This is a genomic window from Alicyclobacillus hesperidum subsp. aegles, from assembly GCF_027923525.1.
Classification (GTDB): domain Bacteria; phylum Bacillota; class Bacilli; order Alicyclobacillales; family Alicyclobacillaceae; genus Alicyclobacillus; species Alicyclobacillus aegles.
This window is the reverse complement of record NZ_BSBJ01000070.1, coordinates 1-24,607: the sequence shown is the minus strand read 5'-3', so window position 1 is coordinate 24,607 and position 24,607 is coordinate 1. Positions and strand designations below refer to the sequence as shown.

At 54.2% G+C, this 24,607-nt stretch carries 25 protein-coding genes and 1 rRNA gene; 24 read left to right on the top strand and 2 right to left on the bottom strand.

What is annotated here, in order from left to right; all coding sequences use genetic code 11:
* Positions 1-11: 11 nt before the first annotated feature.
* The 10 genes from QMF38_RS12485 to QMF38_RS12440 all read left to right on the top strand — a co-directional run bounded on the left by QMF38_RS12485 (position 12) and on the right by QMF38_RS12440 (position 8,696).
* Entirely contained in the window at positions 12-251 is a 240-nt protein-coding gene (locus QMF38_RS12485; RefSeq protein ID WP_040288428.1) for an anti-sigma-F factor Fin, read from the top strand.
* Between the two features lie 36 nt (positions 252-287).
* Positions 288-3,839 carry a transcription-repair coupling factor gene (gene mfd, locus QMF38_RS12480; RefSeq protein WP_281759626.1) on the top strand — a complete coding sequence of 1,184 codons (3,552 nt, stop codon included), beginning with the start codon at positions 288-290 and terminating at the stop codon, positions 3,837-3,839.
* A 108-nt stretch (positions 3,840-3,947) separates the two neighbouring features.
* The gene (spoVT, locus tag QMF38_RS12475; RefSeq protein WP_040288424.1) at positions 3,948-4,490 is read left to right on the top strand and encodes a stage V sporulation protein T; all 543 of its coding nucleotides are present in this window, start codon (positions 3,948-3,950) and stop codon (positions 4,488-4,490) included.
* A gap of 164 nt (positions 4,491-4,654) precedes the next feature.
* The gene (locus tag QMF38_RS12470; protein WP_281759625.1) at positions 4,655-6,136 is read left to right on the top strand and encodes a bifunctional methyltransferase/pyrophosphohydrolase YabN; all 1,482 of its coding nucleotides are present in this window, start codon (positions 4,655-4,657) and stop codon (positions 6,134-6,136) included.
* A 64-nt stretch (positions 6,137-6,200) separates the two neighbouring features.
* Positions 6,201-6,473: an HU family DNA-binding protein gene (locus tag QMF38_RS12465; protein WP_006445656.1), complete on the top strand. Its 273-nt coding sequence runs from the start codon at positions 6,201-6,203 to the stop codon at positions 6,471-6,473.
* A gap of 3 nt (positions 6,474-6,476) precedes the next feature.
* Entirely contained in the window at positions 6,477-6,785 is a 309-nt protein-coding gene (locus QMF38_RS12460) for an RNA-binding S4 domain-containing protein (protein WP_040288422.1), read from the top strand.
* A 114-nt stretch (positions 6,786-6,899) separates the two neighbouring features.
* Positions 6,900-7,160: a YabP/YqfC family sporulation protein gene (locus QMF38_RS12455; protein WP_006445654.1), complete on the top strand. Its 261-nt coding sequence runs from the start codon at positions 6,900-6,902 to the stop codon at positions 7,158-7,160.
* Positions 7,157-7,753: a spore cortex biosynthesis protein YabQ gene (gene yabQ, locus QMF38_RS12450; protein WP_006445653.1), complete on the top strand. Its 597-nt coding sequence runs from the start codon at positions 7,157-7,159 to the stop codon at positions 7,751-7,753. The genes QMF38_RS12455 and yabQ overlap by 4 nt, the downstream gene beginning before the upstream one ends.
* Before the next feature lie 39 nt (positions 7,754-7,792).
* Complete coding sequence (locus QMF38_RS12445) at positions 7,793-8,134, top strand: FtsB family cell division protein (protein WP_237716368.1); 342 nt, start codon at positions 7,793-7,795, stop codon at positions 8,132-8,134.
* 142 nt (positions 8,135-8,276) lie between these two features.
* Entirely contained in the window at positions 8,277-8,696 is a 420-nt protein-coding gene (locus tag QMF38_RS12440) for a S1 domain-containing RNA-binding protein (protein WP_281759624.1), read from the top strand.
* Positions 8,697-9,005: 309 nt separating this feature from the next.
* Here QMF38_RS12440 and cmpA read toward each other — a convergent pair whose 3' ends face one another.
* Both cmpA and QMF38_RS12430 read right to left on the bottom strand, forming a co-directional pair.
* Entirely contained in the window at positions 9,006-9,116 is a 111-nt protein-coding gene (gene cmpA, locus QMF38_RS12435) for a cortex morphogenetic protein CmpA (RefSeq protein ID WP_100218561.1), read from the bottom strand.
* A gap of 128 nt (positions 9,117-9,244) precedes the next feature.
* The gene (locus QMF38_RS12430) at positions 9,245-9,727 is read right to left on the bottom strand and encodes a deoxycytidylate deaminase (RefSeq protein WP_074692669.1); all 483 of its coding nucleotides are present in this window, start codon (positions 9,725-9,727) and stop codon (positions 9,245-9,247) included.
* A gap of 139 nt (positions 9,728-9,866) precedes the next feature.
* On the opposite strand from QMF38_RS12430, the gene spoIIE reads away from it, so the two are divergent.
* From spoIIE to QMF38_RS12360, 14 genes are all read left to right on the top strand, one after another.
* Positions 9,867-12,323 carry a stage II sporulation protein E gene (gene spoIIE, locus QMF38_RS12425; RefSeq protein WP_081503857.1) on the top strand — a complete coding sequence of 819 codons (2,457 nt, stop codon included), beginning with the start codon at positions 9,867-9,869 and terminating at the stop codon, positions 12,321-12,323.
* A 90-nt stretch (positions 12,324-12,413) separates the two neighbouring features.
* Entirely contained in the window at positions 12,414-13,145 is a 732-nt protein-coding gene (locus QMF38_RS12420; protein ID WP_006445646.1) for a VWA domain-containing protein, read from the top strand.
* On the top strand, positions 13,142-14,047 hold the full coding sequence (locus tag QMF38_RS12415; protein ID WP_006445645.1) for a protein kinase domain-containing protein: 906 nt from the start codon (positions 13,142-13,144) through the stop codon (positions 14,045-14,047). Before QMF38_RS12420 ends, QMF38_RS12415 begins: the two co-directional genes overlap by 4 nt.
* Before the next feature lie 89 nt (positions 14,048-14,136).
* The gene (gene tilS / locus QMF38_RS12410) at positions 14,137-15,555 is read left to right on the top strand and encodes a tRNA lysidine(34) synthetase TilS (protein WP_281759623.1); all 1,419 of its coding nucleotides are present in this window, start codon (positions 14,137-14,139) and stop codon (positions 15,553-15,555) included.
* Positions 15,556-15,636: 81 nt separating this feature from the next.
* Positions 15,637-16,203 carry a hypoxanthine phosphoribosyltransferase gene (gene hpt, locus QMF38_RS12405; protein ID WP_040288414.1) on the top strand — a complete coding sequence of 189 codons (567 nt, stop codon included), beginning with the start codon at positions 15,637-15,639 and terminating at the stop codon, positions 16,201-16,203.
* 66 nt (positions 16,204-16,269) lie between these two features.
* Positions 16,270-18,078: an ATP-dependent zinc metalloprotease FtsH gene (gene ftsH / locus QMF38_RS12400; protein WP_074692665.1), complete on the top strand. Its 1,809-nt coding sequence runs from the start codon at positions 16,270-16,272 to the stop codon at positions 18,076-18,078.
* 187 nt (positions 18,079-18,265) lie between these two features.
* Complete coding sequence (locus tag QMF38_RS12395; protein WP_006445641.1) at positions 18,266-19,264, top strand: HD-GYP domain-containing protein; 999 nt, start codon at positions 18,266-18,268, stop codon at positions 19,262-19,264.
* Between the two features lie 39 nt (positions 19,265-19,303).
* Positions 19,304-20,209, top strand: coding sequence for an Hsp33 family molecular chaperone HslO (gene hslO, locus QMF38_RS12390; protein WP_074692659.1), 906 nt, complete (start codon positions 19,304-19,306; stop codon positions 20,207-20,209).
* A complete protein-coding gene (gene folP, locus QMF38_RS12385) occupies positions 20,206-20,982 on the top strand; it encodes a dihydropteroate synthase (RefSeq protein WP_074692657.1) in 777 nt (258 codons plus the stop codon). Before hslO ends, folP begins: the two co-directional genes overlap by 4 nt.
* Positions 20,966-21,472 (top strand): 2-amino-4-hydroxy-6-hydroxymethyldihydropteridine diphosphokinase, encoded by a 507-nt coding sequence (gene folK, locus QMF38_RS12380; RefSeq protein WP_074692655.1) that lies wholly within the window; start codon positions 20,966-20,968, stop codon positions 21,470-21,472. Before folP ends, folK begins: the two co-directional genes overlap by 17 nt.
* A complete protein-coding gene (locus QMF38_RS12375) occupies positions 21,453-21,707 on the top strand; it encodes a helix-turn-helix domain-containing protein (RefSeq protein WP_052012171.1) in 255 nt (84 codons plus the stop codon). Before folK ends, QMF38_RS12375 begins: the two co-directional genes overlap by 20 nt.
* 166 nt (positions 21,708-21,873) lie before the next feature.
* On the top strand, positions 21,874-22,350 hold the full coding sequence (gene greA, locus QMF38_RS12370) for a transcription elongation factor GreA (RefSeq protein ID WP_006445636.1): 477 nt from the start codon (positions 21,874-21,876) through the stop codon (positions 22,348-22,350).
* Between the two features lie 82 nt (positions 22,351-22,432).
* A complete protein-coding gene (gene lysS / locus QMF38_RS12365; RefSeq protein WP_281759622.1) occupies positions 22,433-23,914 on the top strand; it encodes a lysine--tRNA ligase in 1,482 nt (493 codons plus the stop codon).
* Positions 23,915-24,307: 393 nt separating this feature from the next.
* Positions 24,308-24,607 (top strand): 16S ribosomal RNA (locus QMF38_RS12360); the annotation flags it as partial.

The window sequence follows — 24,607 nt, the reverse complement described above, 5'->3', positions numbered from 1 at the left end:
GGGTGGCGCAGATGCGCTTTGAATACGTATGCCGGTATTGTAAACAGCCGGTTGGCGTCGTCGATCACGAAGCTTGGTCATACGCCGACGCCGTATCACGGCTTGGGTTGCATCATTTGGACGTTGAACATCAGCGCGACGTGATTCATGCGGGCCCGGACAAGTATGAGATTCAGACGGTTTGCGACGCCTGCGAACAAGCTGTTGCGATGCATCCAGAGCTCTTGATAGAGGGCAACATCATTCAATAGATCCAACTCCGTGCGCGGACTGGGAGGGGGAGTAGTGTGAAAGGTCTCGTCCAACTCATGGCTGCTGATGACGCGCTTCAAGCGTTGGCCGGCGGGATGGGGCCACGGCGCAATGACGCACTGATCACAGGCGTGACAGGCGCGGCTCGACAATTGACGATGGCCGCACTGTACGCATTGCGCAATGCACGTGGGCCCGAGTCCATGATCGTGGTGACGCATACGGCGAGTCAAGCGCAAACCGTTTGGGAAGACCTGAAAGAGTATCTTCCAGATGCGCGCGTCTATCTGTTTCCGGAGCGCGAAAACGCTTTGGTCGACTATATCGCAGCTTCATCTGACGTCATGTCAGATCGGTTGCATGTGATGGAGGCCCTCGTTGCGGAGGGCCCTGTTGTCGTGGTAACGACGCTTTTGGCCGCTTGGCAACCTATTACGAAGCGCAGTCAGTTTATGCAAACGCTCGTTCGGCTCGAGGTTGGCCTGAATCAGCCACTTGACGATGTTGTGGCGCAGTTGGTGAAAGGCGGTTATGAACGTGTTGATCTGGTTGAGAGTAGAGGCCAGTTCAGCGTTCGCGGCGGCATTTTGGACGTTTTTCCGATGGCGGCGACACAGCCCTATCGGATGGAATGGTTTGATACCGAGATCGATTCGATTCGCACGTTCGATCCCGACACGCAACGCTCGCTTGAGAAGCTGAACGAGGTATCTTTCGGACCTGCCATCGATTTGGCCGTGCCCCCCAGTGTGGCGGCAGAGGTGGCGGATCGCGTTGCCGAACACCTTGAGTCTCGCCTGCGCACGACGACGGACGCCGATGTACGCGATCGATTGCAGACGGCGATTGGTGCAGATTTGCGCAAGTTGCAGAGTGGGCAGTCGTTCCCAGGGCTCGCCCGATACCGCGGACTTCTTACCGATCACGTGGATACGCTGTTCGATCATGTCACGGGTTCGACGTTTGTCTGCCTGGACGAGACATCGCGATTGCTGGAGCGTGCGCAAGCTTTAGAGAGGGAGTTCAATGAGTGGCTCTCGGGTGCGCTCATGCGTGGTGAAGTCTTATCAGGCACGGTCGAGGCCGTTGACTATGAGGCGAAGATTGCAGAATTGTCGAAAGCGAAGGTGCACTTTTCGACGTTCACCCGCAGCCAGGCAGGTACGCGTTTCGGGCAGGTTGTCAATCTGACGGCGCGGAGCATGCAGAACTTCCATGGCCAGATGAATGTCTTGAAGACGGAAGTCGCACGCTGGCAGCACGCCGGTATGAACGTCGTGTTTGCGGCTGCGACCAAGGAGCGTGCGGAGCATCTCGCGCGCGTGTTGGACGATTATCGGATCGGTGCGGACGAAGTGGAGTCGTTCACACCTGGCGCCAAAGAGCCGCAAATCGTCGTCGCCAACTTGTCGAGTGGCTTTGAATTGCCGATGCAGCATATCGCGCTCATCGTCGAGACCGAGGTGTTTACCGCCAAACGCAAACACCGGCGCACGCGCTCGAACGTCTCGGACGCCGAGCGAATTAAAAGCTATCAGGAATTGAATGTTGGCGACTATGTCGTCCACGTCAACCATGGTATTGGCAAGTACATGGGCATCAAGACGCTCGAAGTCGAGGGACGACATAACGATTATTTGTACTTGAGCTATGCAGGCAACGACAGCTTGTATGTACCGGTCGATCAGATCGATCAAATTCAGCGCTATATCGGCTCGGGCGAAAAGGAGCCCAAACTACACCATCTGGGTAGTGGCGAATGGCAAAAGGTCAAAAATCGCGTCAGTAAGACGGTCAAGGATATTGCGGCCGACCTCGTGAAGTTGTACGCGCAGCGCGAGGCGACGCCGGGACATGCATTCTCACCGGACACACCATGGCAAGTTGACTTCGAAAATATGTTTCCGTACGAGGAAACACCGGATCAATTGCGTGCGATCGCGGATATTAAGCGCGACATGGAGCGGGCAAGGCCAATGGATAGGCTGTTGTGCGGAGATGTCGGATATGGGAAGACGGAAGTCGCTGTCCGGGCTGCCTTTAAGGCTGTTATGGACGGCAAGCAGGTGGCCGTCCTTGTACCAACAACTGTGTTGGCACAACAGCACTATGAGACATTTAAGGAGCGTTTTGCCGGGTTTCCGGTGACTATCGACATGTTGAGCAGGTTTCGATCGCGCAAGGATTCGCAGGCTTGTATCAAGGGATTAAAGGACGGCACAGTCGACGTCGTGATCGGAACGCATCGTTTGCTGCAAAAGTCCATTCAATTTAAGGACCTTGGCTTGCTTATTGTCGATGAAGAGCAGCGCTTTGGCGTGACGCACAAGGAGCGCCTAAAGCAGTTGCGCGCCAATGTCGACTGCTTGACGTTGACCGCGACGCCTATTCCGCGAACGCTGCACATGTCGATGATGGGTGTGCGTGACTTGTCCGTGATTGAGACGCCTCCAGAGAATCGCTTTCCGGTACAAACGTATGTCGTCGAGTACAACGAGGGGTTGATTCGGGAAGCGTTGGAGCGAGAACTTGGGCGCGGTGGTCAGGTGTACTTTGTTTACAACCAGGTTCACAACATTCATCGCATGGCCGAGCGGGTGCAGGAGATGGCGCCGGACGCCCGCGTGACCGTTGCCCACGGGCAGATGCAGGAGGCTGAACTCGAGCGGGTGATGCTCGATTTTCTCGAGGGCGAGATCGACATTCTCGTTACGACCACCATCATTGAGACGGGACTTGACATTTCCAACGTCAACACGTTGATTGTCTACGATGCCGACAAGTTCGGGCTTTCACAGTTGTACCAACTGCGCGGGCGCGTTGGGCGTTCGAATCGGATCGCTTACGCGTATTTCACGTATCAGCGGGACAAAGTGCTCACAGAGGTGGCAGAAAAGCGGTTGTCAGCCATCAAGGAGTTCACAGAACTTGGCAGCGGCTTTAAGATTGCCATGCGCGATCTGTCCATTCGCGGTGCAGGCAATTTGCTCGGCGCTGAACAACACGGATTCATCAATTCCGTCGGCTTTGATATGTATACCGAGATGCTGGCGCAGGCGGTTCGCGAACTGCGCGGAGAGCAAGTGGAACAAGGCGTCGAACCGAGTATCGATCTGCCGGTTGAAGCGTATATCCCGGATACCTATATCTCCGATTCGGCGCAGAAAATTGCGATGTATAAACGCTTCCGTGCGGTCCAGACCTTGATGGAGGCGGACGATCTCGAAGAAGAACTCGAGGATCGCTATGGCGATCTGCCCACCGAGGTACGCAACCTGCTCAACGTCACGCGGCTCAAGAGCCTCGCCGCCAGCGCCGGCGTCGATCAGATCTCGGTGCATGGCGCTGAGACAGCTATTCGCTTTGGCAACGATGCATCGCGGCCTGTCGACTATAGCAAAGCGTTGGCGATGGCGATGAAGCACCACGGTCAGCCGACAAGCCGACCCAACGGCCTATTCTTCGTGTCGTTCCGCACGAAGGGTATGCCTGGGAAAGAGATTCTGAACAAGCTTTCCGCATTTTTGCGCGATTATCTGGAGATGGTCCGCCAGTCCAAAACGCAGGAGGAAGTGGCCGGTGTTTAACGACAACCCTCATGCTTCCTTGGTGCATAGAGGATCTTATGGTGTCACATAATACAGTCACGTCAGACATCCGTTGCACCAAACTTCATGAGGGTGAGGGATCATTTCTTGAAAGCTACAGGCATCGTACGGAGAATTGATGACCTCGGTCGTGTTGTAATTCCGAAGGAAATTCGACGCACGTTGCGGATCCGCGAAGGCGATCCCTTAGAAATCTTTGTCGATCGCGACGGGGAAGTCATCTTGAAGAAGTACTCGCCGATTGGCGAACTTGGTGATTTTGCAAAGGAGTACGCCGATTCATTGGCGGAGTCGACTGGACATATCGCTATGATTGCCGATCGCGATGTCATCATCGCAGTTGCGGGTGCCTCGAAGAAGGATTTCTTGGAGAAGCAGGTCAGCGAAGACATCGAACAGGCGATGGAGGATCGCAAGACGGTGATCAACTCTACACCCGGCGACTACTCGATTGTCCGGGATCGGAGCGAGCGCTTTGGTGCACGCGTGATCGCTCCCATTATCGCCGCTGGCGATCCAATTGGTGCAGTCATCCTGGTGACGCGCGAAGACAATGTGCGGATGGGAGAGACGGAAACGAAGCTTGCCGAAACGGCAGCCGGCTTTCTTGGTAAACAAATGGAGCAATAATGAGCTTGCTCACGGAATCCTGGTATTGTCTGCTGTTTTTCTGAAAAGGCCTGTTGCAGGAGAGTCCGCAACAGGCCTTTTCGGCGTAAGGAGATTTCCCGTGCAGTGGCAGATTGTTTATACTGGCCAATGACACGTTTACGTTGCAGAAGGGCGGTTTTTACGTGGGAATCGTGCATGTAGTAGGGCTCGGACCGGGGGATTTGAACGGGTTGCCCCTCGGCACATATCGTTTGCTACAATCCGGATGGCCTGTCGTGTTGCGCACGGCCGTGCATCCGGTCGTCCGTTCGCTGCCCGAACTCGGCGTCGCGTATGAGTCCCTTGACGACATCTATGAAACAAGCGAGACGTTTGATGAGGCCTACGCTCGGATGGCCGAGCGGGTGCGGGAGCGCGCGCGAACGCACGATCACGTGATTTACGCCGTGCCAGGGCATCCGCTCATCGCGGAGTTGAGTGTGCAGCTTCTACTCGCAATGAACGACCCTGAGGTCGCGATCGAAATCGGACCCGGGCAGAGCTTTCTGGATGTTGCCGCATCGAGGTTGCGGATCGACCCCATAGAGGGACTCCTGTTGCTTGACGGGACGCAACTGGCGAGCCGTCTGTTACACCCGCGCCTGCACACGCTTATCGCCCAAGTATATCAACGGCAAGTAGCGACTGATGTGAAGTTGAGTCTCATGGATGTCTATCCGGACGACTACCCAGTAACCGTGATTCGCGCTGCCGGTGTGACAGGGGAGGAGCGCATAGAGGTCGTGCCGTTGTACGAATTGGACAGGCTTGATTGGATCGATCACCTGACGACTGTGTATGTCCCGCCTGTACAGGAGGCTCGGCTCACCTGGCGAGATCCGTTTGCGGCTGTTGGCATCGTCGAGACGTTGCGAGGTCCGGATGGGTGCCCGTGGGACAGGAAGCAAACGCACGAATCGTTGCGCAAGTACGTCATCGAAGAGGCCTACGAAGTCGCGGCAGCCATCGACGAGCAAGATCCAGACCATCTGGCGGAAGAGCTTGGGGATCTGCTTTTGCAGGTGTTGTTGCACGCGCAGATTGCCAGCGAAGTAGGCGATTTTGACGTGCGCGACGTATTCGCTCGACTGTCAGAGAAGCTGGTGCGTCGCCATCCGCACGTGTTTGGTGAGAAATCTGCACAATCTGCCGAAGAAGTAAATGCCATTTGGGAGCGTGTGAAAGCGGAAGAGCGCACAAAACAAGAGAGTCAGAAGAGTGTGCTTTCCACGGTATCCTTTGCAGGGCCTGCGCTCGCGGTTGCACAGGGCGTTCAGGTTGCCGCCGCCAAAGTCGGATTCGACTGGGCAAAGCTCGAGGATGTATGGGACAAGATAAAAGAGGAAATGAATGAACTTGAAATCGAGCTTGTCCGCGATCGCAGGCGTGATACAGCGGTGGCAGAAAAGTTGGGGGATTTACTGTTCGCTTGTGTCAATATCGCCCGGTTTCTGCAACTGGATGCCGAGACGTTATTGGCAAGGGCGACGCGCAAATTCACCAATCGATTTCAGTACGTGGAGCGGCGTGTGGCGGAAAGCAACGAATCCTGGTCAGACATATCGCAGGAAACGCTCGATCGCTACTGGAATGAAGCAAAAATAACGCTTCCGAAGGAAAATTAGCAGGATTCCTGCGGCGAAGGACGAATTAGATTCCCGACATTCCCACGAAAGGGGTATCTCGCGAGTGAATAAGATGGAACTGATAAACAAGGTGGCCGAGAAGACCGGTCTGAAAAAGAAGGACGCCGAATTGGCTGTCAACAGCGTCTTCGACACCATCGAGGAAGCTCTGGCTGCAGGGGAAAAGGTGCAGGTCATCGGTTTCGGCACATTCGAGACTCGTTCGCGCGCCGCGCGTTCCGGCCGGAATCCGCAGACTGGTGAAGTCATTGAAATCCCGGCGTCTACCGTTCCTGCATTTAAGCCGGGCAACAAGCTGAAGGAAAGCACGCGGTAAGCCTTGCGTCTCGATAAGTTTCTCAAAGTATCGCGTCTCATCAAACGACGTACATTGGCGAAGCAGATTTGCGACGCTGGTCGTGTGAGCGTCAACGGGCGCACAGCGAAAGCATCGACAGACGTCGCGGTCGACGACGAACTTATCATTCGCTATGGTAACAAGACCATGACGGTCGTCGTTCGCAAGCTGACCGAGAATCCGCGCCGGGATGAGGCTGCTTCCTTGTATGACGTGATTGCGGTGGAGACGCGCAAAGATCAAGTAGATGCCGCGTTTGTCGACGACGAAGACGAAGACGTCGCTCGCTAAATTGGAGGATCGATCCGTTTGTAACGGATCGGTCCTTTTGCATATCCGTCGTTCTATATCGCAAACCTCCTCATAGACTAAAGATGGACGACTTGGGTCGATGGAGGTGGCGGTATGGCTGCGGCTGAGGAACACGATGTGCACTTGACAGGGCGCCGCGAGTTGCAAATCACGGGGGTCAAGCGCGTCGAGAGCTTTGACGTTCAGGCGTTTGAATTGTCCACCACGGCAGGCAATATGCGTATCGCAGGGCAGTCGCTGCACATGAAGCAGTTTGATAGACAAGCAGGTATCGTGTGCATCGAGGGCGAGATAGGGGCCATCGTGTATGACGATGGCAAGCCGCGGGGATTGATGGGGCGGTTGTTGCGATGAACACAGCGCAAAACGCCGCATACGTCGCATGGATGGTTCTGTGCGGCATGGCTATGGGAGCGACGTTTGACTTCTACAATACCATCACGGGCGCATCGCGTTGGTTGCGTCGGTTACGGCCATTGTTCGATCTCGCCTTTTGGCTTGTCGCTGCTGTTGTCGTATACGTATGCACGTATCGTACCATCTCCGGTGCGTTCCGCATTTGGACATTCTTGTTGCTTACCGCCGGGTATGCTTTGTATCGCTTACTCCTGAGGCGCTGGGTCGTGGGTAGTGCCTTTGCCATCCTGCATGTCATGCGCGTTGTCGTACTCATCTGTGGCCGCATGTTGTACATGCTGTTTGGCGTGCCAGCGCGTTTGATTTGGCGATTGGTCAGTGGCTTGGCTACGTTGTTGTATCGGTTGGGCTGTCGGTTCGAGGATGTCATGGCCAGACTGCTGTCGATTGTGTTCTTGATACTCACGTTTCCAATCCGACGATACGTGGCGGAAGATGCCGCTTGGCGGAAAAAACTTTCGCAATGGCAAGAGGAGTTTTGGCAACTGACGGCGAAATGGTTAAGGCGTACTCGAAAGCCGGTACAGTAGTCCTCAGCTTTGTCAACGTCCATGAGGGAGCGTATACTCGTGCGAGCAGACCGTCAACGTTATGGTGCCGAGCAACATAGAAGCCGTGCCGTTCGGCATCCGTGGATGCGCGTACGCTATCTTGCGATGATCGTCATTTGTGGTTGGGCCGCAGTGTACTTTCTACATGCGGAGCGTCCTCAGTTGAAGCAACTTCAGGCCCAAAACGTCGAGCTTCAGAATCAACTGCACCGCATACAGACACAGCAGCAAACCCTTCAAAAAGAGAAGCAACAATTGAATGATCCATCGTATATTGAAAAGTACGCAACGGAACATCAGAATTTGGTGATGCCAAATCAAGTTCCGTTCGATTTGCAACCGAATGGTCATAAAGGCTAAGATTGTCGTAATTCGCAGTCGGTCCTTGTGTTCCATTCTTGCAAAGAGGATATCCTGATCCAAGGATGACTCGTTGGATAGCTTCGCACTCATCAGAAATGATTCTTTCGTCTCATGCGAACAGGGAGGAACAGACGTCTTTATGGCCATTGAGGTCGGCAGCAAGGTGACAGGGAAAGTTACAGGCATCACGAAGTTTGGGGCTTTTGTAACTTTGCCCGAGGGCGCAACTGGATTGGTGCACATCTCCGAGATTTCGGACAGCTACGTGAAAGACGTCCACGACTTTTTGAAAGTCGACGACGAAGTCACAGTGAAGATCATCAGCATCGGTGGGGATGGAAAAATCGCCCTTTCCATTCGCCAGGCCAATGAGTCTTCCACCAACGGCCAATCAGGCCGTGGGCACGGTGGTCCGCGCGGGGGCGGTCACCGCGGTGATGGGCGGCGACCGGGGTTCGAACAGATTATGAACCGGTTTCTAAAGGACAGCGAAGAGCGCCTTTCAGCGCTGCGCCGCAATGAAAGCAAACGCGGTGGGCGCGGCGGACGCCGCGGCTAATGCACAAGCAAAACACCGGGCTTGGAAGCAAGGCCCGGTGTTTTGCTTGTGGAGAGGTTGGTTGCTCATGAATACCTATTATTTGGAATACGAGTTGTCTGACGGCCAACGTGTGATTCTAGCCTTTGATGAGGAGAACGACCGCGATGGGTGCCACATATCTCTCGATATGTATAAAGCCCAACTTGGTCCTGTCACAGAGGAAGTTCTGTCGCGCATTGTAAACAAATTTCATGGCCGCATTGCCAGATAGCGTTGAGCGGTGCAAGGTCAGTGGCTTTTCGAGGCGGCCCAGTGTGGCCGCCCGTTTTATGTTCGCGTCTGGCGATAACGGTAGAATGCTTGATTAAGCATCAGGATGGACTTTCGATCGCGATTGAGGAACGCTCGCCTGAGCTGACTACGAAGCCATTCTGGCATTCCACTTCACCTCGCCCATCGCGGTGTTCGCCGCGGTTCTTCGGTGTTTGTTGTTAGTCTACGCACGATGGCTCCAATCTGCGCCCAGAATGACCGCATTCTTCTCACTTGACCGCCGAAAATCGACGTCATCGGTTTCCTTCGCGAAGATCCAGAAGCAAATCGAGCCTACTCGTGACTTGTTCGACAAAAATCCCCGCTTTGTTCAACAGTTCCTGCGCGTATGGATCGGGACGATATGCAAACTCGTAAAATACTCTTGCGATTCCAGCTTGAATCAAACTTTTGGTGCAGTTAAGACACGGTGTATGTGTTACGTACAGATCTGCACCCTCCGCCGCGATGCCAAAGCGGGCACACTGCAGCAACGCGTTCTGTTCGGCGTGCACAGCTCGTACACAATGGCCGGAGATGACCTTGCAGCCAACATCGATACAATGTTCATCGCCGTGGATGCTTCCGTTGTAGCCACTGGCAATGATCCGTTTTTCGCGGACAATGACACATCCGACCGCGAGTCGTGGACAGGTTGATCTCGCCGCCATCACGCGGCTCTGTGAGGCAAAAAACGTATGCCAATCCATGCGTTCGCGCGACGGTGTTTCTTCCATGTCGGTTTCTCCCTTTCTTATGCGAACCTTCTCGTATCATGTCACAATTTTTGTTCCCTCCACGGACGCCGTTTGACAAATTATTCAGGCATACCACCCGTATAATGGCCATACACATTCGAGGAGGGAGTTACGTCTCATGGTCCAACTCTCATCGCTTCATAAGCGCCAGAAAAATCAACAAGCGCCCGTTCGTACGGCGGTCTCCCCACGGTGGACTTGGCGGGCGTGGCGGCGCGTTGCTCTGTTGGCGGTACTTGGCTTATTGCTCGGACGAGCCAACATCGATCACGTTGTATCTCCGTTCGGCCTTGCCTATTTTGCTGTGCTCGCCGAGGTGGCAGGCCAGCGCCGCGCTTGGCCTGCCTATGCCGCTGTGATTGGAGCGCTAACCACCGGTATCGACAATGGTTTTTTGATGTTTGCCTCGCTCGTGCTTTATAGGCTTGTCCGGCGTTTCGTCATTCGTCGCGAATCAACCGATCTGATGTGGATCCCCATCGCTGCAGGCGGAGTTGGCTTTTTGGCCAAACTCGGGATGTATGGTACAGGAATCACTGGACTCGAAGTGCTTGTCAGCTTCGCCGAAGGAGCTCTCGTCACCATATTATCGTTAATTTTCATTCAGTGCATGAACCTGTTTGTCGGCCAGGAAACATCACGCACACTGCGATATGAACAACTCTTAAGTGTCATCATCTTGATTGCGTCAGTGATTATGGGCTTTGATGGCCTACAGGTGCACAACGTGTCTGTTGCGCTCGTTGCCGTCGACTGGTTGGTGCTGGTCATGAGTGCCGGCGGAATGGGCATGTGTGCCGCAGGTGCCATCGCTGTGAGCATGCTCACGCTGCTCAACCACCAGTCCTCCCTTCCGGAAGTGGCCATCTTTGGCTTTGCGGGGCTGCTATGCGGACTTTTACGCGATACACACAAGGTTTTGATTGCCTTGGCGTTCGTGCTGGCCACGACTGTTTTGACACTGACCTATGCGCATGGCTATACGTTGCTCTTGGATCAAATGATTGCTGCCGGCGTCGCTTCGATTGGCTTTCTTATCACCCCTCTCAGCCTGTCCCGCGAGTTGCGTTCGTTCGTGCCAGGCACGACGGAACATTCGGCGGAGGAGCGAGCCCGCGCGCATCGAGTGCATGCTCTACTTACGGAAAAGATCAGTGAGGTCAGTCTCGTGTTTGACGAACTGTCCGAGAGCTTTGCCGATACGAGCGACAGTGAATTTCAGACAGCCCAGCAACTCGTGACGCAAATGGTCGAGGCCACAAGGCAGACGGTGTGCTCGTTGTGTCCGCGGCGATCTCGCTGTTGGGAGAAAGAAAGCGTGCAGACGTATCACGCAATCGCGAACACGTTGCGCAATCTCGAAATGTCCGCTGGGCGTCGCGCCGTTCCCAGCCCGGAGTTGCGCGAACGATGCATCCGACTTGACCCATTGCTTGGTACGCTTCGCTATAACCTTGACATCACGCATCGCGATGCCAAATGGTTGCAAAAGTTGCGCGATCAGCGGACGTTACTCTCCGCTCAGCTTTCCGGGGTCGCGGAAGTCGTGCGTACAATGGCTCGCGAACTCGATGCCGAACAACAGACGCTCTTGTCGGATGAGGAGCAAATCCTAGGGGCCTTGGAGCAGCTTGGATTATATGTCGACGATGTACATATCGTCAGCTTAGAACCAGGCAAGGTCGAGATCGAAGTCGTGCAACCGACCGAGGGAGCTTATGAGACGGCAGCCAAGATGATTGCGCCCCTCTTGTCCGGCGTGTTGGGCGAGCATATCTCGGTCTCGCACGTCCATGTGTCCGAAGGAGGAGGCCCATGCACGAGCGTCTTTGCTTCCGCCCGTTTGTTCCAAGTGAACACTGCAGTGGCTGCGGTCGCTCGCGATGGTCGCTTAGTTTCCGGCGACACGCACACGACAGTGGATCTTGGCAATGGGCGGTATGCAGTGGCCGTCAGCGACGGTATGGGTAACGGCGAACGAGCGCGCCAGGAGTCGAAGGCTGCCATCGACCTGTTGAAAAAACTAATGAAGGCCGGATTTGACGAGAAACTAGCCATCCGCACCGTCAATTCGACACTTTTACTGCGGTCCCGCGATGAGATGTTCACAACGCTCGACATGGCGTTGATCGACTTATTTAACGCAAAGGCGGAATTCTTAAAGGTCGGCTCTGCACCCAGCTATGTGAAGCGTGGGAACGATGTCATCGAAATTACCGGTAGCAACGTGCCCATCGGCATTTTGCAAGACATCGAGGTACAGGCCATCGAGCAACAGTTGTATCCAGGGGATATCCTCATCCTTGTCTCGGATGGTCTATACGACGCTCCTTTGCATCGATACGACGGTGACAGTTGGTTGAAGAAAGTGATTGCGGATCTGACGGTGATGGAACCGCAGGCCATTGCCGACGAATTGATTGAACACGCGGTACGCATGAATCACGGCCTTGTGCGCGACGATATGACCGTCGTTGTAGCCGTAGTCGAACGCAGTCAAGAGGAATGGGCGGCCATTAAACTGCCGAACATCCCCAGTCTGCGCAAACCACACAAGAGCAAGCGCGGCGCGTAAATGGCCGCGCTTTTTGTGCAAGCGAATCTACTCTCTTTTTTGGAATGAATCGCCGATTGGTCGGCGATACTGGCAACTAGACATACGGAGGTGGATTCGTTGAGTAAAGAGGCAACGATTCGACAAATTCTCGTGATTACCGACGGTTGTTCCAATATCGGGCCGGATCCGGTGGATGCAGCGCGACGTGCCTACGGGCGAGGAATTGTCGTCAATGTCATTGGCATTGTTGGCGACGGTGAAGCGGCACAAAAAGGATATGAAGAAGCACAATCCATAGCGGATGCCGGTGGCGGTATGTGCCGGATCGTGCAACCGGCCGACATTTCGGCTACTGCACAGATGATGACTCATCAGACGATGCAGATGACCCTGCAGCAGGTTGTCAATCAGGAACTCATGTCGGTCATGGGGAAAACAACCGAGGATTTGCCACCCACGGAACGTTCGCGCGTGATGCAGGTGGTCGAGAAGCTCGAGGAAGAGGTTGCATTACAACTCGTCGTCGCCCTCGATATGAGCGCGAGCATGCGCGACAAGATTCCTACCGTGCGCGAAGCGGTGCGCGATCTTTCATTATCGTTGCAGGTCAGAACCGGATCGCTTGCGGTCGCCGTGTTGAGTTTTCCCGGGAAAGGAGAGGAAATGACAAAACTCGTGCAACCATTCTCGGACAAGGTTGATGTTGCCGCTCTTGAATCGGCATTGGTCGCGCGTGGAGGGACGCCGACCGGGCCAGCCATTGACTATGCAGTATCCCTGATTATTGAACGTCGCGGCGAAGTCGACGGGTTTGACGGGCCAAGGCGTGACTTTGCATGAGCGATAAGTCGCAGAAGCAGATTCCGAGTGGCACGTGGATCCACGGGAAGTGGACCGGTCGCCGCTGGCGCGTGCGCGGTTGCCTGGGCGTTGGTGCCAATGGCGTCGTCTACGCTGTCGATCGCGATGATGGACTGCCGGGGGCGATGAAGGTCTGTGCGGGCGCAGGACAAGTCGCGTTCGAATGGTCTTTGCTGGAGCGCGTAAAAGGTGCCCGTTCTCCGTTTCCTGCGCCCCAGCAAATCGACGACAGTGACCATCCCCTTGCGCAATATTTTTACGTGATGGAGCGGGTGGGGGGTAAATCTCTCGACAAAGTGTGGTCTGGATTGACACCAGCGGATCGCCAACGTGTGTTACTCGACATTGTGGCAGGGTTAGTCCAATTGCACGAGACCGGATATGCATTTTGCGACGTGAAGGCACAAAATATCTTAGTGGATGTATCCGATGACATGCGTGTACGCTTCGTGGACGCGGGGGGTGTCACGCCGTTTGGCAAAGCCGTACGGCAGTTCACACCGACTTCGGACGGGGCGTTTTGGGGCGTCTGCGAGCGCCGCGCGTGCGCGCAGTACGATCTCGTCGGCGTCGCACTTATGGCTTTGCTGCTCGACGTCAAACCTCCTGCGAATCTATCTAGTCAATCCCAAGCACAGCGGCGAGCATGGCTCAACAAGGCCATTGTGCAAGCGCCGGGAGCGTGCTGGCAGAGCATTCTGCAAAAGGTGTTACGCGGTTCGGTGACAGATGCCACTACCTTTGCAATGTTACTGCACAGCATTCCGTTACCAAAGGAACCGGAGCGACCTGATTGGTCGGCAAAGCTGATGTGGGGAAGCCTTGCCAGCGCAACATTATCGACAGCCTGTGCATGGGCACTGTATTTGCGCCTGATATAAAAATGGATGTCCTGTTTGCCGTAGTTTGCAAAGCTGAGTGGCATATTTGCTACAATGATGGATATGTCATCGAAAGGCGCGGACCGCGATTGAACAACGGCCAGATCGAACGCGAATTTGCTCATTTTTGCAAAGTCCATCAACTTCAATCTGCCCACGCCGTGATTGGCGTTTCGGGTGGTGTCGATTCCATGGTGCTGCTACACTTATGCCATCGCGCCACGCAGGGAAGTGAGCCGCTTTTAGGCGGCTTTTCTGTCGTCCATGTCGATCACGGGCTGCGACCGTCTGCGGCCGAAGATGCGAAGTTCGTGGCCCACCAATGTGCTCGATTGGGAGTCGCTTGCGAGATCGTCCCTGTACAAGTCAAGGACCCTTGCGGCGAAGGAATTGAGGCTGCCGCACGGCGTGCTCGCTATGAGGCTTTGTTGACCAGGACGAGATTGCACCACCATGGCGTTTGCTTGGTTGCGCACCACAGTCGAGATCAGTTGGAGACGTTTGTCATGCGTTGGTTGCGCGGAACAAGCCTCGCAGGCCTCGGAGCCATGCGCGCTGTTACCATGCGGGAGGGCGTGCGCTTGTTCCGGCCTTTATTACAGACAGGGCGCAGTGAGATTGAACAGTATGCAAAAGCGTGGGGCATTCCGTTTCGAGAAGATGAGACAAATGCGGATACGCGCTTCTTTCGCAACCGCATTCGGCACGAGTTGCTTCCTGTTCTCGAAACGTTTCAACCTGCCATCGAAGTGCGAACTCTTGATCTGACCACACAATTACAGGCGGATGAGTCCTTTTTGCAGGAACAAGCAGAGCGTGCGCTTGAACAGGTGGTTGTGCGTCGCTCCGAGCGTTTCGTCGAAATTTCAACCGAGGCGTTTGCCGCGCTTCACGTTTCTTTACAACGCAGGGTTATTCACATACTATTGAATTGTTTCTTCGCGCAGGATTGGCTTTTTTCACATGTCGAGCCAATTCGAAAACTCGCCCTGCGCCAAGATGCTGCCTCGGCTGCTGTGAGCTTGTCGCACGGTTTGGGCGCTTGGCGAGAGTATGGGCGCATATACATAGGACATCAGGCACCACCGCATGGCTGTGAAGCGCTAGGTACCCGTTCACTTGCACAATGGGATCTGGTGCGCGTACGGCACTTGTCATTTGCTTCTGCGGATGTGTTCTGGCGTTTTCGTGCGATTCCGCTCGCGAGACGCCCAGCACAACTACGCAGATCGCCTTGGCGAGCATATGTTCCCGATGTGGAACGGGTGGAAATCGTCTGTGGTCTGCCGACAAGTCTACGTGTCCGTCCGCTGGGACTCGCTGGCAGCAAAAAACTGCAAGACGTGTTTTCAGACAGCAAAATTCCGCGTCGGCTTCGCCCTGTGTGGCCCATCATTCGCGTAGGTGGCGAGATCGTCTGGATCCCAGGCGCGATTCGCACAGATGTGCTAAGGTGGGATGGCGCAAGCGGGGGGTACGTATTGTTTGCGCGGGCGTCGAGAGCCTAGGACAGGATCGCAAGGGTCGGGACATGTACGGCAAAGGGTCAGCGTATGATAAAGAAACCACAGGTGTTTTGGGAGGCACTCATGCATCCGGATTTAGAACGCATCCTATTTGATGAACAAACGATTCTAGAAAAGGTGGGCCAGCTAGGCGCACAGTTGAGCGCGGACTACTATGATAAAAATCCGCTGTTTATTTGCATTTTGAAGGGTGCCGCGCTGTTCATGGCCGATTTGGTCAAGCGGGTAACGGTTCCGATGGAGATGGACTTCATGGCGATTTCCAGCTATGGCGCCTCCACGCAATCCTCCGGTGCGGTTCGCATTTTGAATGACCTTGGCAAACCGATTGAGGGTCGAGACGTCATTATTGTCGAAGACATTGTTGACACCGGTCTTACGCTGGCCTATTTACGAGATACATTACTTCGTCGGCAAGCGGCATCGGTTCGTATTGTAGCCTTGTTCGACAAACCTGGTGGCCGCAAGGTGGAGATTGCCCCGGATTACTATGGCTTTACCGTGCCTAATGAATTTATTGTCGGCTATGGACTCGATTATGCGGAACGGTATCGGAACCTCCCATTCGTCGGCGTGTTGAAATCTGACATCTATGCGACAGGCAATTCGGATAAGCCGGAACAGGCTTGACGATTGCTAGGAACGCCCATATGGGTATGGTACAATAGTCGCGCCATGACCGAGAGGAGGTAAGGCATGAACCGTTTTTACCGGAGCATCCTGTTATACGTGCTGATTTTGTTGGTACTCGTTGGCGTCGTGCAATATCTGACTGGCTCAGAACGGGCGCGCGGGCCAATTCCATACACGCAATTCGTGACTTACGTCAAAGATGGAGACATCAGTGGGACGGTGCAGGTGACGCCGGAAGGGCTGACTGCAACCATTGATGGATCGCTGAAAAATGGGCAAAAGTTTGAGACGCGAGCCCTATATGACAACAATTTAGAACCGTTCTTGGCGAATCACAACGTTTCCTTCAATGTAACACCACAACCGCGTGGAAGTGTCTGGATTTCGTTCTTAGAGCAAGTGGTTCCTTTTGTGTTCCTGTTCATCCTGATGTTCTTCCTGTTTAATCAGGCTCAGGGTGGGGGCAGCCGAGTGATGAATTTTGGCAAGAGTCGCGCTCGCCTCTATTCTGAGGAAAAGCGGAAGGTCACTTTTGCGGATGTTGCAGGGGCGGATGAGGAAAAAGCCGAACTCGAGGAGATCGTCGAGTTTCTGAAGGATCCGAAACGCTTTTCGGCACTTGGTGCCCGTATTCCGAAGGGTGTCTTGCTCGTTGGGCCACCTGGTACAGGTAAAACCTTGCTTGCACGGGCCGTAGCCGGGGAAGCTGGCGTTCCATTCTTCAGTATCAGTGGTTCTGACTTCGTCGAAATGTTCGTGGGTGTCGGCGCATCTCGTGTGCGCGACTTGTTTGATAACGCCAAGAAGAATGCACCTTGCATCATTTTTATCGATGAAATCGACGCTGTAGGTCGCCACCGGGGTGCTGGTCTTGGCGGTGGGCACGACGAGCGCGAGCAGACGCTCAACCAGTTGTTAGTCGAGATGGACGGTTTCTCAGCCAATGAGGGTATTATTATCATCGCGGCGACAAACCGACCTGACATTCTTGATCCGGCTCTACTTCGGCCTGGGCGCATGGATCGGCAAATTGTCGTCAACCGTCCCGACGTCAAGGGACGCGAAGAGATTCTACGTGTGCACGCGCGCAACAAACCCTTTGCCAAGGGTATTAACTTGGAGACCATTGCGAAGCGTACGCCAGGGTTTACCGGTGCTGACCTTGAAAACGTCCTGAACGAAGCCGCTTTATTGGCGGCGCGCAGACGGGAGCGGGAGATCACGGAAGGCGATATCGACGAAGCGATTGACCGCGTGATGGCTGGGCCTGAGAAGCGAAGTCGTGTCATGAGTGAACAGGAACGTCGGTTGGTGGCGTTTCACGAGGCGGGGCACGCGGTGGTTGGCTATTTCGTACAACCCGAGCGCACGGTACATAAGGTGACCATTGTGCCGCGCGGCATGGCTGGCGGCTATACCCTATCGCTACCCAAAGAGGACAGGTATTTCATTACGAAACAGCAAATGCTCGATGAAATTTGTATGACCTTGGGTGGTCGGGTTGCAGAAGAGATTGTGTTTGGGGAAATCAGTACCGGTGCATCAGGCGACTTGGAGCGCGTGACCACGGTCGCTCGTCAAATGATTACCGAATATGGCATGAGCGACCGACTCGGTCTGTTGCAATACGGCAACCGTCAAGGCGGACAGATATTCTTGGGGCGAGATTTACAGGGAGAGCAGAATTACAGCGACCAGGTTGCCTTCGAAATCGACAAAGAGATGCGCGATATTGTCGAGGCGTGCCATGAACGTACGCGTAAGATTCTGACGGAGAAGCGAGCTTGTCTCAATGCGCTGGCAGAGCGACTGCTGGAAAAAGAGACGATTGACGAACAAGAGGTTCGTGAGATCATGGAAAGCTGTGGCTGATTTGAATCACAAATTGTGCCTCCGAGGCAGGAACTCGGAGGCTTTTTTGTGAAATAGTTATGGGATTCGACAACAATCATGATATCGCGATGGAGGGATTTTTCCCGTGAGGTGGGTCGCCTTACAATACGTTAAGCCAAACTCTGTGTTAGCACAAAGGGTGGCGGACAAACGAGGAAGGACCCTGTTGGCACGGGGCGTTGTACTGACCGAGAGTCTGATTCGCCGTCTTGGCGAGGTGGGCGTCCGTGCGGTCTGCATCGAAAATCGGGCGACGGATGACATTTTGGTACGTGAAATTGTCGACGAGCGCACGAAAGTGCAATTGCTCGGGATGACGTACGATACCTTGCACGAACTTGCCACCACTCAATTTACACCGTATGTTCAGCCCAAGCGGTTGCGGCAGTCCTTTGCTCCGGTGGTCGAGGACGTGATCGCGCAACTTAAAGAGAGTGGCGCCGCGGGCGACCAACTCAGCTCGGTCTATGTGACGGATGGTGAACTTTTTCACCATTCGGTGAATGTGACATTTTATGCACTTGCGTTGGGTATGCACATGGGACTGAACAAATCGGAATTAATTGATCTTGGTATCGGAACCTTACTACATGATGTGGGTAAGCTCTGCATCGACGCCAGTGTGCTGCAAAAGCCTGGGCGTTTGTCAGATGAGGAATTTCAAGAAGTTCAGCGCCACGCGCAGCTCGGTTATGACATACTCAGCCGGCAGGGGGACATCTCTGCACGTTCTTCCATCATTGCGCTGCAACATCACGAGCGCATGGATGGGAGCGGGTACCCAGGCGGCCTAACAGGGAAGGACATCCATCCATTCAGTCAGTTGTCGGCGGTCGCTGACGTGTACGAAGCTTTGACCGCAAATCGCGTGTATCGGCGGGCGTTTTTGCCTCATGATGCGATGAGGGTGATCCAAGACGAACACGCGAAAGGGCGCTTTTCGGATTTTGCGGTGCGGGCCTTCTTGGAAACCATCTCGATTTACCCAATCGGGATGTCCGTACGTCTTTCAAATGGGCATCTTGCCGTTGTTGTGCGTTCCTCAGAGAATCTTCAGTTTCCCATTGTGCGGGTTATCGAAGATGAACATGGCCAAGCGATTGTCCCATATGAGATCGACCTAGCAACTGTAAGTGATATTCGGATTGAAGCGTGTGAATCTTAACAAGCAGTCTAGCTCAAATACGGGGGTTGGAGGATTACCATGACGACGGATCGAATCATTCGAGCTATTGCTCGCGAAGGTCGTGTGCGTGTGCTCACCTGTGTGACGACGGAACTTGTCGCGACATTACAAAAGCGGCACGACACGTGGCCTGTAGCCACCGCCGCGCTTGGCCGTACCGCTTCGATCTCGGCGATGATGGCCATGCTGTTGAAAAATGAGGAGTCACTTACCGTCAAAGTCGCAGGGGATGGCCCGATTGGACAAATTTGGGTGGAGGCTCTGCCTAACGGAGACGTCCGCGGTTATGTGGACAACCCGTATGTCGATCTTCCTCTCAACGCGGCTGGCAAATTGGACGTTGGTGGTGCTGTCGGGCGCGGTCAATTATATGTCATTCGAGACACGGGCTTGCGGGATTACTACACGAGCAGCAGCGAACTGCAGACAGGTGAGATCGCCGATGATTTTACGTATTATTTCGTAACATCCGAACAGACGCCATCCGCCGTCGGTGCGGGTGTGCTCGTCGGCACTGATGACGTACCCATTGTTGCCGGAGGATTTCTTATTCAATTGATGCCAGACCATCGTGAGGACGATATTGCCTACGTCGAAGAAGGGCTGAAGCGAGTGCCAAGTGTGACTTCGTTCCTCGAGTCACATGCGAGCGCAGAGGCTCTGCTACACGAAATTTTCCCTGATGCACAGATATTGGCTATGCAAGATGTGCGCTTTCGCTGCAAATGTTCGTATGAGCGCATTAAACGGATTTTGCTCAACTTGGGGACGGATGAGCTTGGGGCCATCCGCAGGGAGCAGGGTATTGCAGAAGTTACTTGCCACTTTTGTGGGAACGTCTACACGTTTGAAGAAGAGGAACTTGAGTCGATGATGGCGACACTGCAGACAACCGTGGATCATGAGGGTGAAGGAACCGTATGACACGTGTCATGGGCATCTTGAATGTCACGCCGGATTCGTTTTCTGATGGTGGGCGTTATGTTGATCCGGGAGCGGCAAGTGAGCGCGCGTTCGCCATGGTGGACGAGGGGGCTGAGCTGATCGACATCGGTGCGGAAAGCACACGCCCGGGATTCAAGCCTGTTGATCCCGATACGGAGTGGCAACGATTAAAGCCCGTCCTTACGAGATTGTGTCGCGAACTATCGGTGCCGATTTCTGTCGATACGTATCACGCACAGACAGCGCGTCGGGCTGCCGACATGGGCGTCGACATTATCAATGATGTGTCTGCTGCTGCGGATCCCGATATGGCCCGCATCGTTCGCGAGACCGGTTCACAGTACGTGTATATGCACAACCGTTCGCATATCGAGCCGTCGCTTACCGTCGACGGCTTCGTGGCTGAAGTTCGTTACGGAATTGATCGCCTTCTGGAGAGCGGTGTGCAACCAGGACAACTGATTGTCGATCCGGGGGTGGGTTTTGCGAAAACCCAGGCGCAAAACCTTGCGTGCATAAGCGAGATCGACAAGTTTCGTGCTTTGGGTTACCCGGTCTTGCTTGGGACGAGTCGAAAACGCGTGATAGGTAACGTGTTGGACTTGCCGGTGGGCGAACGGCTCGAGGGCAGCCTTGCGACCGCTGCTTACGCAGTGATTCAAGGTGTGGAGATCATCCGTGTTCACGATGTGCGCGCGACGGTTCGATTGTGTCGGATGATGGAGGCGATTGTCCATGCTTCAAGCGCATGATGAGGCACATGATGTCTATATTGGGGCAGGATCCAATGTGGGCAAGCGCCTATTTCATCTCGATGCTGCAGTGTGTGGGTTAAGCGATATTGGAACAGTTGTGCAATGTTCACCTGTCTATGAAACAGAACCTGTGGGATATCTAGATCAAGGCAAGTTTCTCAATATGGTCGTTCATTTGCGTACCAACGCCAAGCCGCGCGAGATCCTCGGGCACCTATCTCGCCTTGAGCAGGAGGCGGGACGCGAACGCACAATCCGCTTCGGACCACGTACGCTCGATCTCGACATCCTGTTGTATGACAACGAATACTATTGCGTTTCCGATTTGCAGATTCCCCACCCGCGAATGTGGGAGCGGGCTTTTGTGATCGTTCCGCTGGCGGACATGACGCCGGATCGCCCGGCGTTGGGGGGGATCCGGATGGCAGAACTTGCAAGGTCTTTGCAGGCTGGAGATGAGGTGCGATATGTCGGACGTTTTTGGTAGAAAGCTACGGGCGTTTCGGAAACTGAAAAACTTGACACAGGTCGAATTAGCGCAGAAATTAGGTGTCAGTGTCGCGATTGTGGGTTCACTCGAGCGTGGCACCCGAGTTCCGACTCCCCAGCTGATCGGCGAAATATCCCGCATCTTGCAGATTAGTGAAGATGAGTTGTTTGGTCGTTCCGGGTCTGAAGCTGTGGACAATGATGACACAGAAGCCAAGCGGAACGTCCGTTGACAATCTGTGGGGCCGTCTCTATAATGGCGCATAGATCATCGACAGCCTCTCGCTCGGCGTCTTCTCGACAGCGATGGCCCTTGGAATGCGCGTGCTGCCATATACATGGTAGGCACGCTTGTCGCATATGAATCGTTCACTGGCTTGTGTAAAGGAGAGAAGGCATATGGCAGAAAAAGAAGTTCTTTTGACGCCGGAGGGTCTGAAGAAACTTGAGGAGGAACTGGAACTCCTAAAGAGCGTAAAGCGGCGCGAGGTCGCAGAGCGTATCAAGGTCGCGATTAGCTATGGAGATATCAGTGAGAACTCTGAATATGAGGACGCCAAGAACGAGCAGGCGTTTATTGAAGGGCGCATTATGACGCTCGAAAAGCAATTGCGCAATGCGCGAATTATCAATGAAGACGAAGTCGATACCAACGTGGTGAGCATTGGTTCTACGGTAACACTTCGCGACGTGGAATTTGACGAAGATGTGCAATATACCATCGTTGGTTCGGCCGAAGCAAATCCGGCGGAGAACAAGATTTCGAACGAGTCCCCAGTCGGTAAGGCGCTGCTTGGCAAGACAATTGGTTCCATTGTTGAGGTCAATGTCCCTGCAGGTGTCATTCAGTTCAAAATTCTCGATATCAAACGCTAAATCATCTGCCATGATCGATGAACTCGGGACGAGGCTGGGCCTCGTCCATTTATGTGCAACCATACATAAGGGGAGTGGCATCTTGGAAGATAACGACTTGATACAAATGCGTATTGAAAAGATGAATGCGCTCCGCGAGCGCGGGATCGATCCATTTGGCGCGAGGTATCCTGTTACTCACCATGCGGCCGACATTCTGGCGTTTGGTGAAGGTAAGGACAAAGATGAGTTGGAAACTGTGTCCTTGCATGTGCGTATTGCGGGTCGAATGATGGTGCGTCGCGGCCATGGTAAGGCGACATTTGCGGTCCTTAACGATTTGACCGGAAACATCCAAATATATGCGAAACTTGACGTCCTTGGAGACGCGCAATACGACATGTTTCAGCTGTTGGATTTAGGCGATTTTATCGGCGTTGAGGGCACTGTGTTTCGCACGAACCGCGGAGAAATTACGGTGCTTGCCGAGCAAATCACAGTCTTGGCAAAGGCGTTGCGGCCGCTGCCAGAAAAGTGGCACGGTTTAAAGGATATCGAGACGCGCTATCGCCAGAGGTATCTCGATTTGATTGTAAACCCCGACGTTCGTCAGATTTTTATCATGCGGTCGCGTATCATTCAAGCGATTCGTGACTTTTTGGCGGATCGCGGCTATCTTGAGGTCGAGACACCGACGCTACATACGGTGGCAAGTGGAGCTCATGCGCGGCCGTTCCTCACGCACCACAACGCCTTGGATATGGAATTGCACCTGCGGATCGCAATTGAACTCCACTTGAAAAGGCTGATTGTCGGTGGGTTGGAGCGCGTGTACGAAATCGGGCGCGTGTATCGCAATGAAGGCGTATCGACCAGGCACAACCCCGAATTCACCATGCTGGAATTGTATGAAGCGTATGCAGACTTTCACGACATTATGGATTTGACAGAAGCCATGATTCGACACGCAGCATTAACCGTGACAGGGTCGCTGCACCTTGTGTACGGCGATGCTGAGATCGATCTCGAATCGCCGTGGCGCCGTGCCCATATGCTCGATCTCGTGCGTGAGCATACCGGGGTCGATTTCCGGACGATCGCCGGTGACGACGCTGCTCGCGCGATCGCCCGCGAACATGGGGTGCGCTTTGAGGAACACATGACCTATGGACACATTCTCAACGAGTTCTTTGAACAGCGGGTTGAGGACAAGCTTATTCAGCCTACTTTTGTATATGGGCATCCCGTCGAAATCTCACCGCTTGCGAAGAAAAACGCGGACGATCCGCGATTCACAGATCGGTTTGAACTTTTCATTGTGGGGCGCGAACATGCCAACGCATTCAGTGAATTGAATGATCCGATCGATCAAAGGGAACGTTTCATGGCCCAACTTCGGGAGAAAGAAGCCGGAAACGAGGAAGCACAAGAGCTTGATGAGGACTTCCTGACCGCGCTCGAACATGGTATGCCGCCCACGGGAGGCCTCGGTGTTGGGATCGACCGTTTAGTGATGTTGCTTACGGGTCAACCTTCGATTCGCGATGTACTGCTGTTCCCGTTGATGCGCGAGCGGTCAGAGTGATCCACAGCATGTGTGGCGGGCACTTGACACAGGCGGCGAAGGGTGTTACTATCCTTTTCGCCGCTGTGATGGCGGCGCTCATCTTGCCAAACTACGCGTTGTGAGGTTCCTCAAAGATGAGTTGGTTCACCAACATCTTCTAGTGGACAATCTCCATCCTGCGTAGTATAGTAGTCGATGCCGCTTGGGACGGCGCCCTACGGCAACGCCCAGTGGCTAGTCGGTGAAGATGTTGAGCTCGCAAGTGAGTGAGCGATGCAAAACTTACCGGTTGACGATGAAGTGTGAGATGTGATATATTGATTGGGCTGCCTCGAACGGCAGCGTCGCTCCTTGAAAACTAAACACACACCACGCCAGTTCATCTGTCTCGCGTATGCGAGATAGTGAGATTTCATTGAGAGTTTGATCCTGGCTCAGGACGAACGCTGGCGGCGTGCCTAATACATGCAAGTCGTGCGGACATCTTCGGATGTCAGCGGCGGACGGGTGAGTAACACGTGGGCAATCTGCCTTTCAGACCGGAATAACACTCGGAAACGGGTGCTAATGCCGGATGGGTCACGAGGAGGCATCTTCTTGTGAGGAAAGCTGCAAATGCAGCGCTGAAAGAGGAGCCCGCGGCGCATTAGCTAGTTGGTGAGGTAACGGCTCACCAAGGCGACGATGCGTAGCCGACCTGAGAGGGTGACC

Coding starts and splice junctions, on each gene's coding strand:
- QMF38_RS12485 (WP_040288428.1), top strand. CDS start 12: ATGCGCTTTGAATACGTATGCCGGTATTGTAAACAGCCGGTTGGCGTC.
- QMF38_RS12455 (WP_006445654.1), top strand. CDS start 6,900: ATGGCTGCGGCTGAGGAACACGATGTGCACTTGACAGGGCGCCGCGAG.
- yabQ (WP_006445653.1), top strand. CDS start 7,157: ATGAACACAGCGCAAAACGCCGCATACGTCGCATGGATGGTTCTGTGC.
- QMF38_RS12440 (WP_281759624.1), top strand. CDS start 8,277: ATGGCCATTGAGGTCGGCAGCAAGGTGACAGGGAAAGTTACAGGCATC.
- cmpA (WP_100218561.1), bottom strand. CDS start 9,116: ATGCCAGAATGGCTTCGTAGTCAGCTCAGGCGAGCGTTCCTCAATCGC.
- QMF38_RS12430 (WP_074692669.1), bottom strand. CDS start 9,727: ATGGAAGAAACACCGTCGCGCGAACGCATGGATTGGCATACGTTTTTT.
- spoIIE (WP_081503857.1), top strand. CDS start 9,867: ATGGTCCAACTCTCATCGCTTCATAAGCGCCAGAAAAATCAACAAGCG.
- QMF38_RS12415 (WP_006445645.1), top strand. CDS start 13,142: ATGAGCGATAAGTCGCAGAAGCAGATTCCGAGTGGCACGTGGATCCAC.
- hpt (WP_040288414.1), top strand. CDS start 15,637: ATGCATCCGGATTTAGAACGCATCCTATTTGATGAACAAACGATTCTA.
- ftsH (WP_074692665.1), top strand. CDS start 16,270: ATGAACCGTTTTTACCGGAGCATCCTGTTATACGTGCTGATTTTGTTG.
- hslO (WP_074692659.1), top strand. CDS start 19,304: ATGACGACGGATCGAATCATTCGAGCTATTGCTCGCGAAGGTCGTGTG.
- folP (WP_074692657.1), top strand. CDS start 20,206: ATGACACGTGTCATGGGCATCTTGAATGTCACGCCGGATTCGTTTTCT.
- folK (WP_074692655.1), top strand. CDS start 20,966: ATGCTTCAAGCGCATGATGAGGCACATGATGTCTATATTGGGGCAGGA.
- QMF38_RS12375 (WP_052012171.1), top strand. CDS start 21,453: ATGTCGGACGTTTTTGGTAGAAAGCTACGGGCGTTTCGGAAACTGAAA.
- greA (WP_006445636.1), top strand. CDS start 21,874: ATGGCAGAAAAAGAAGTTCTTTTGACGCCGGAGGGTCTGAAGAAACTT.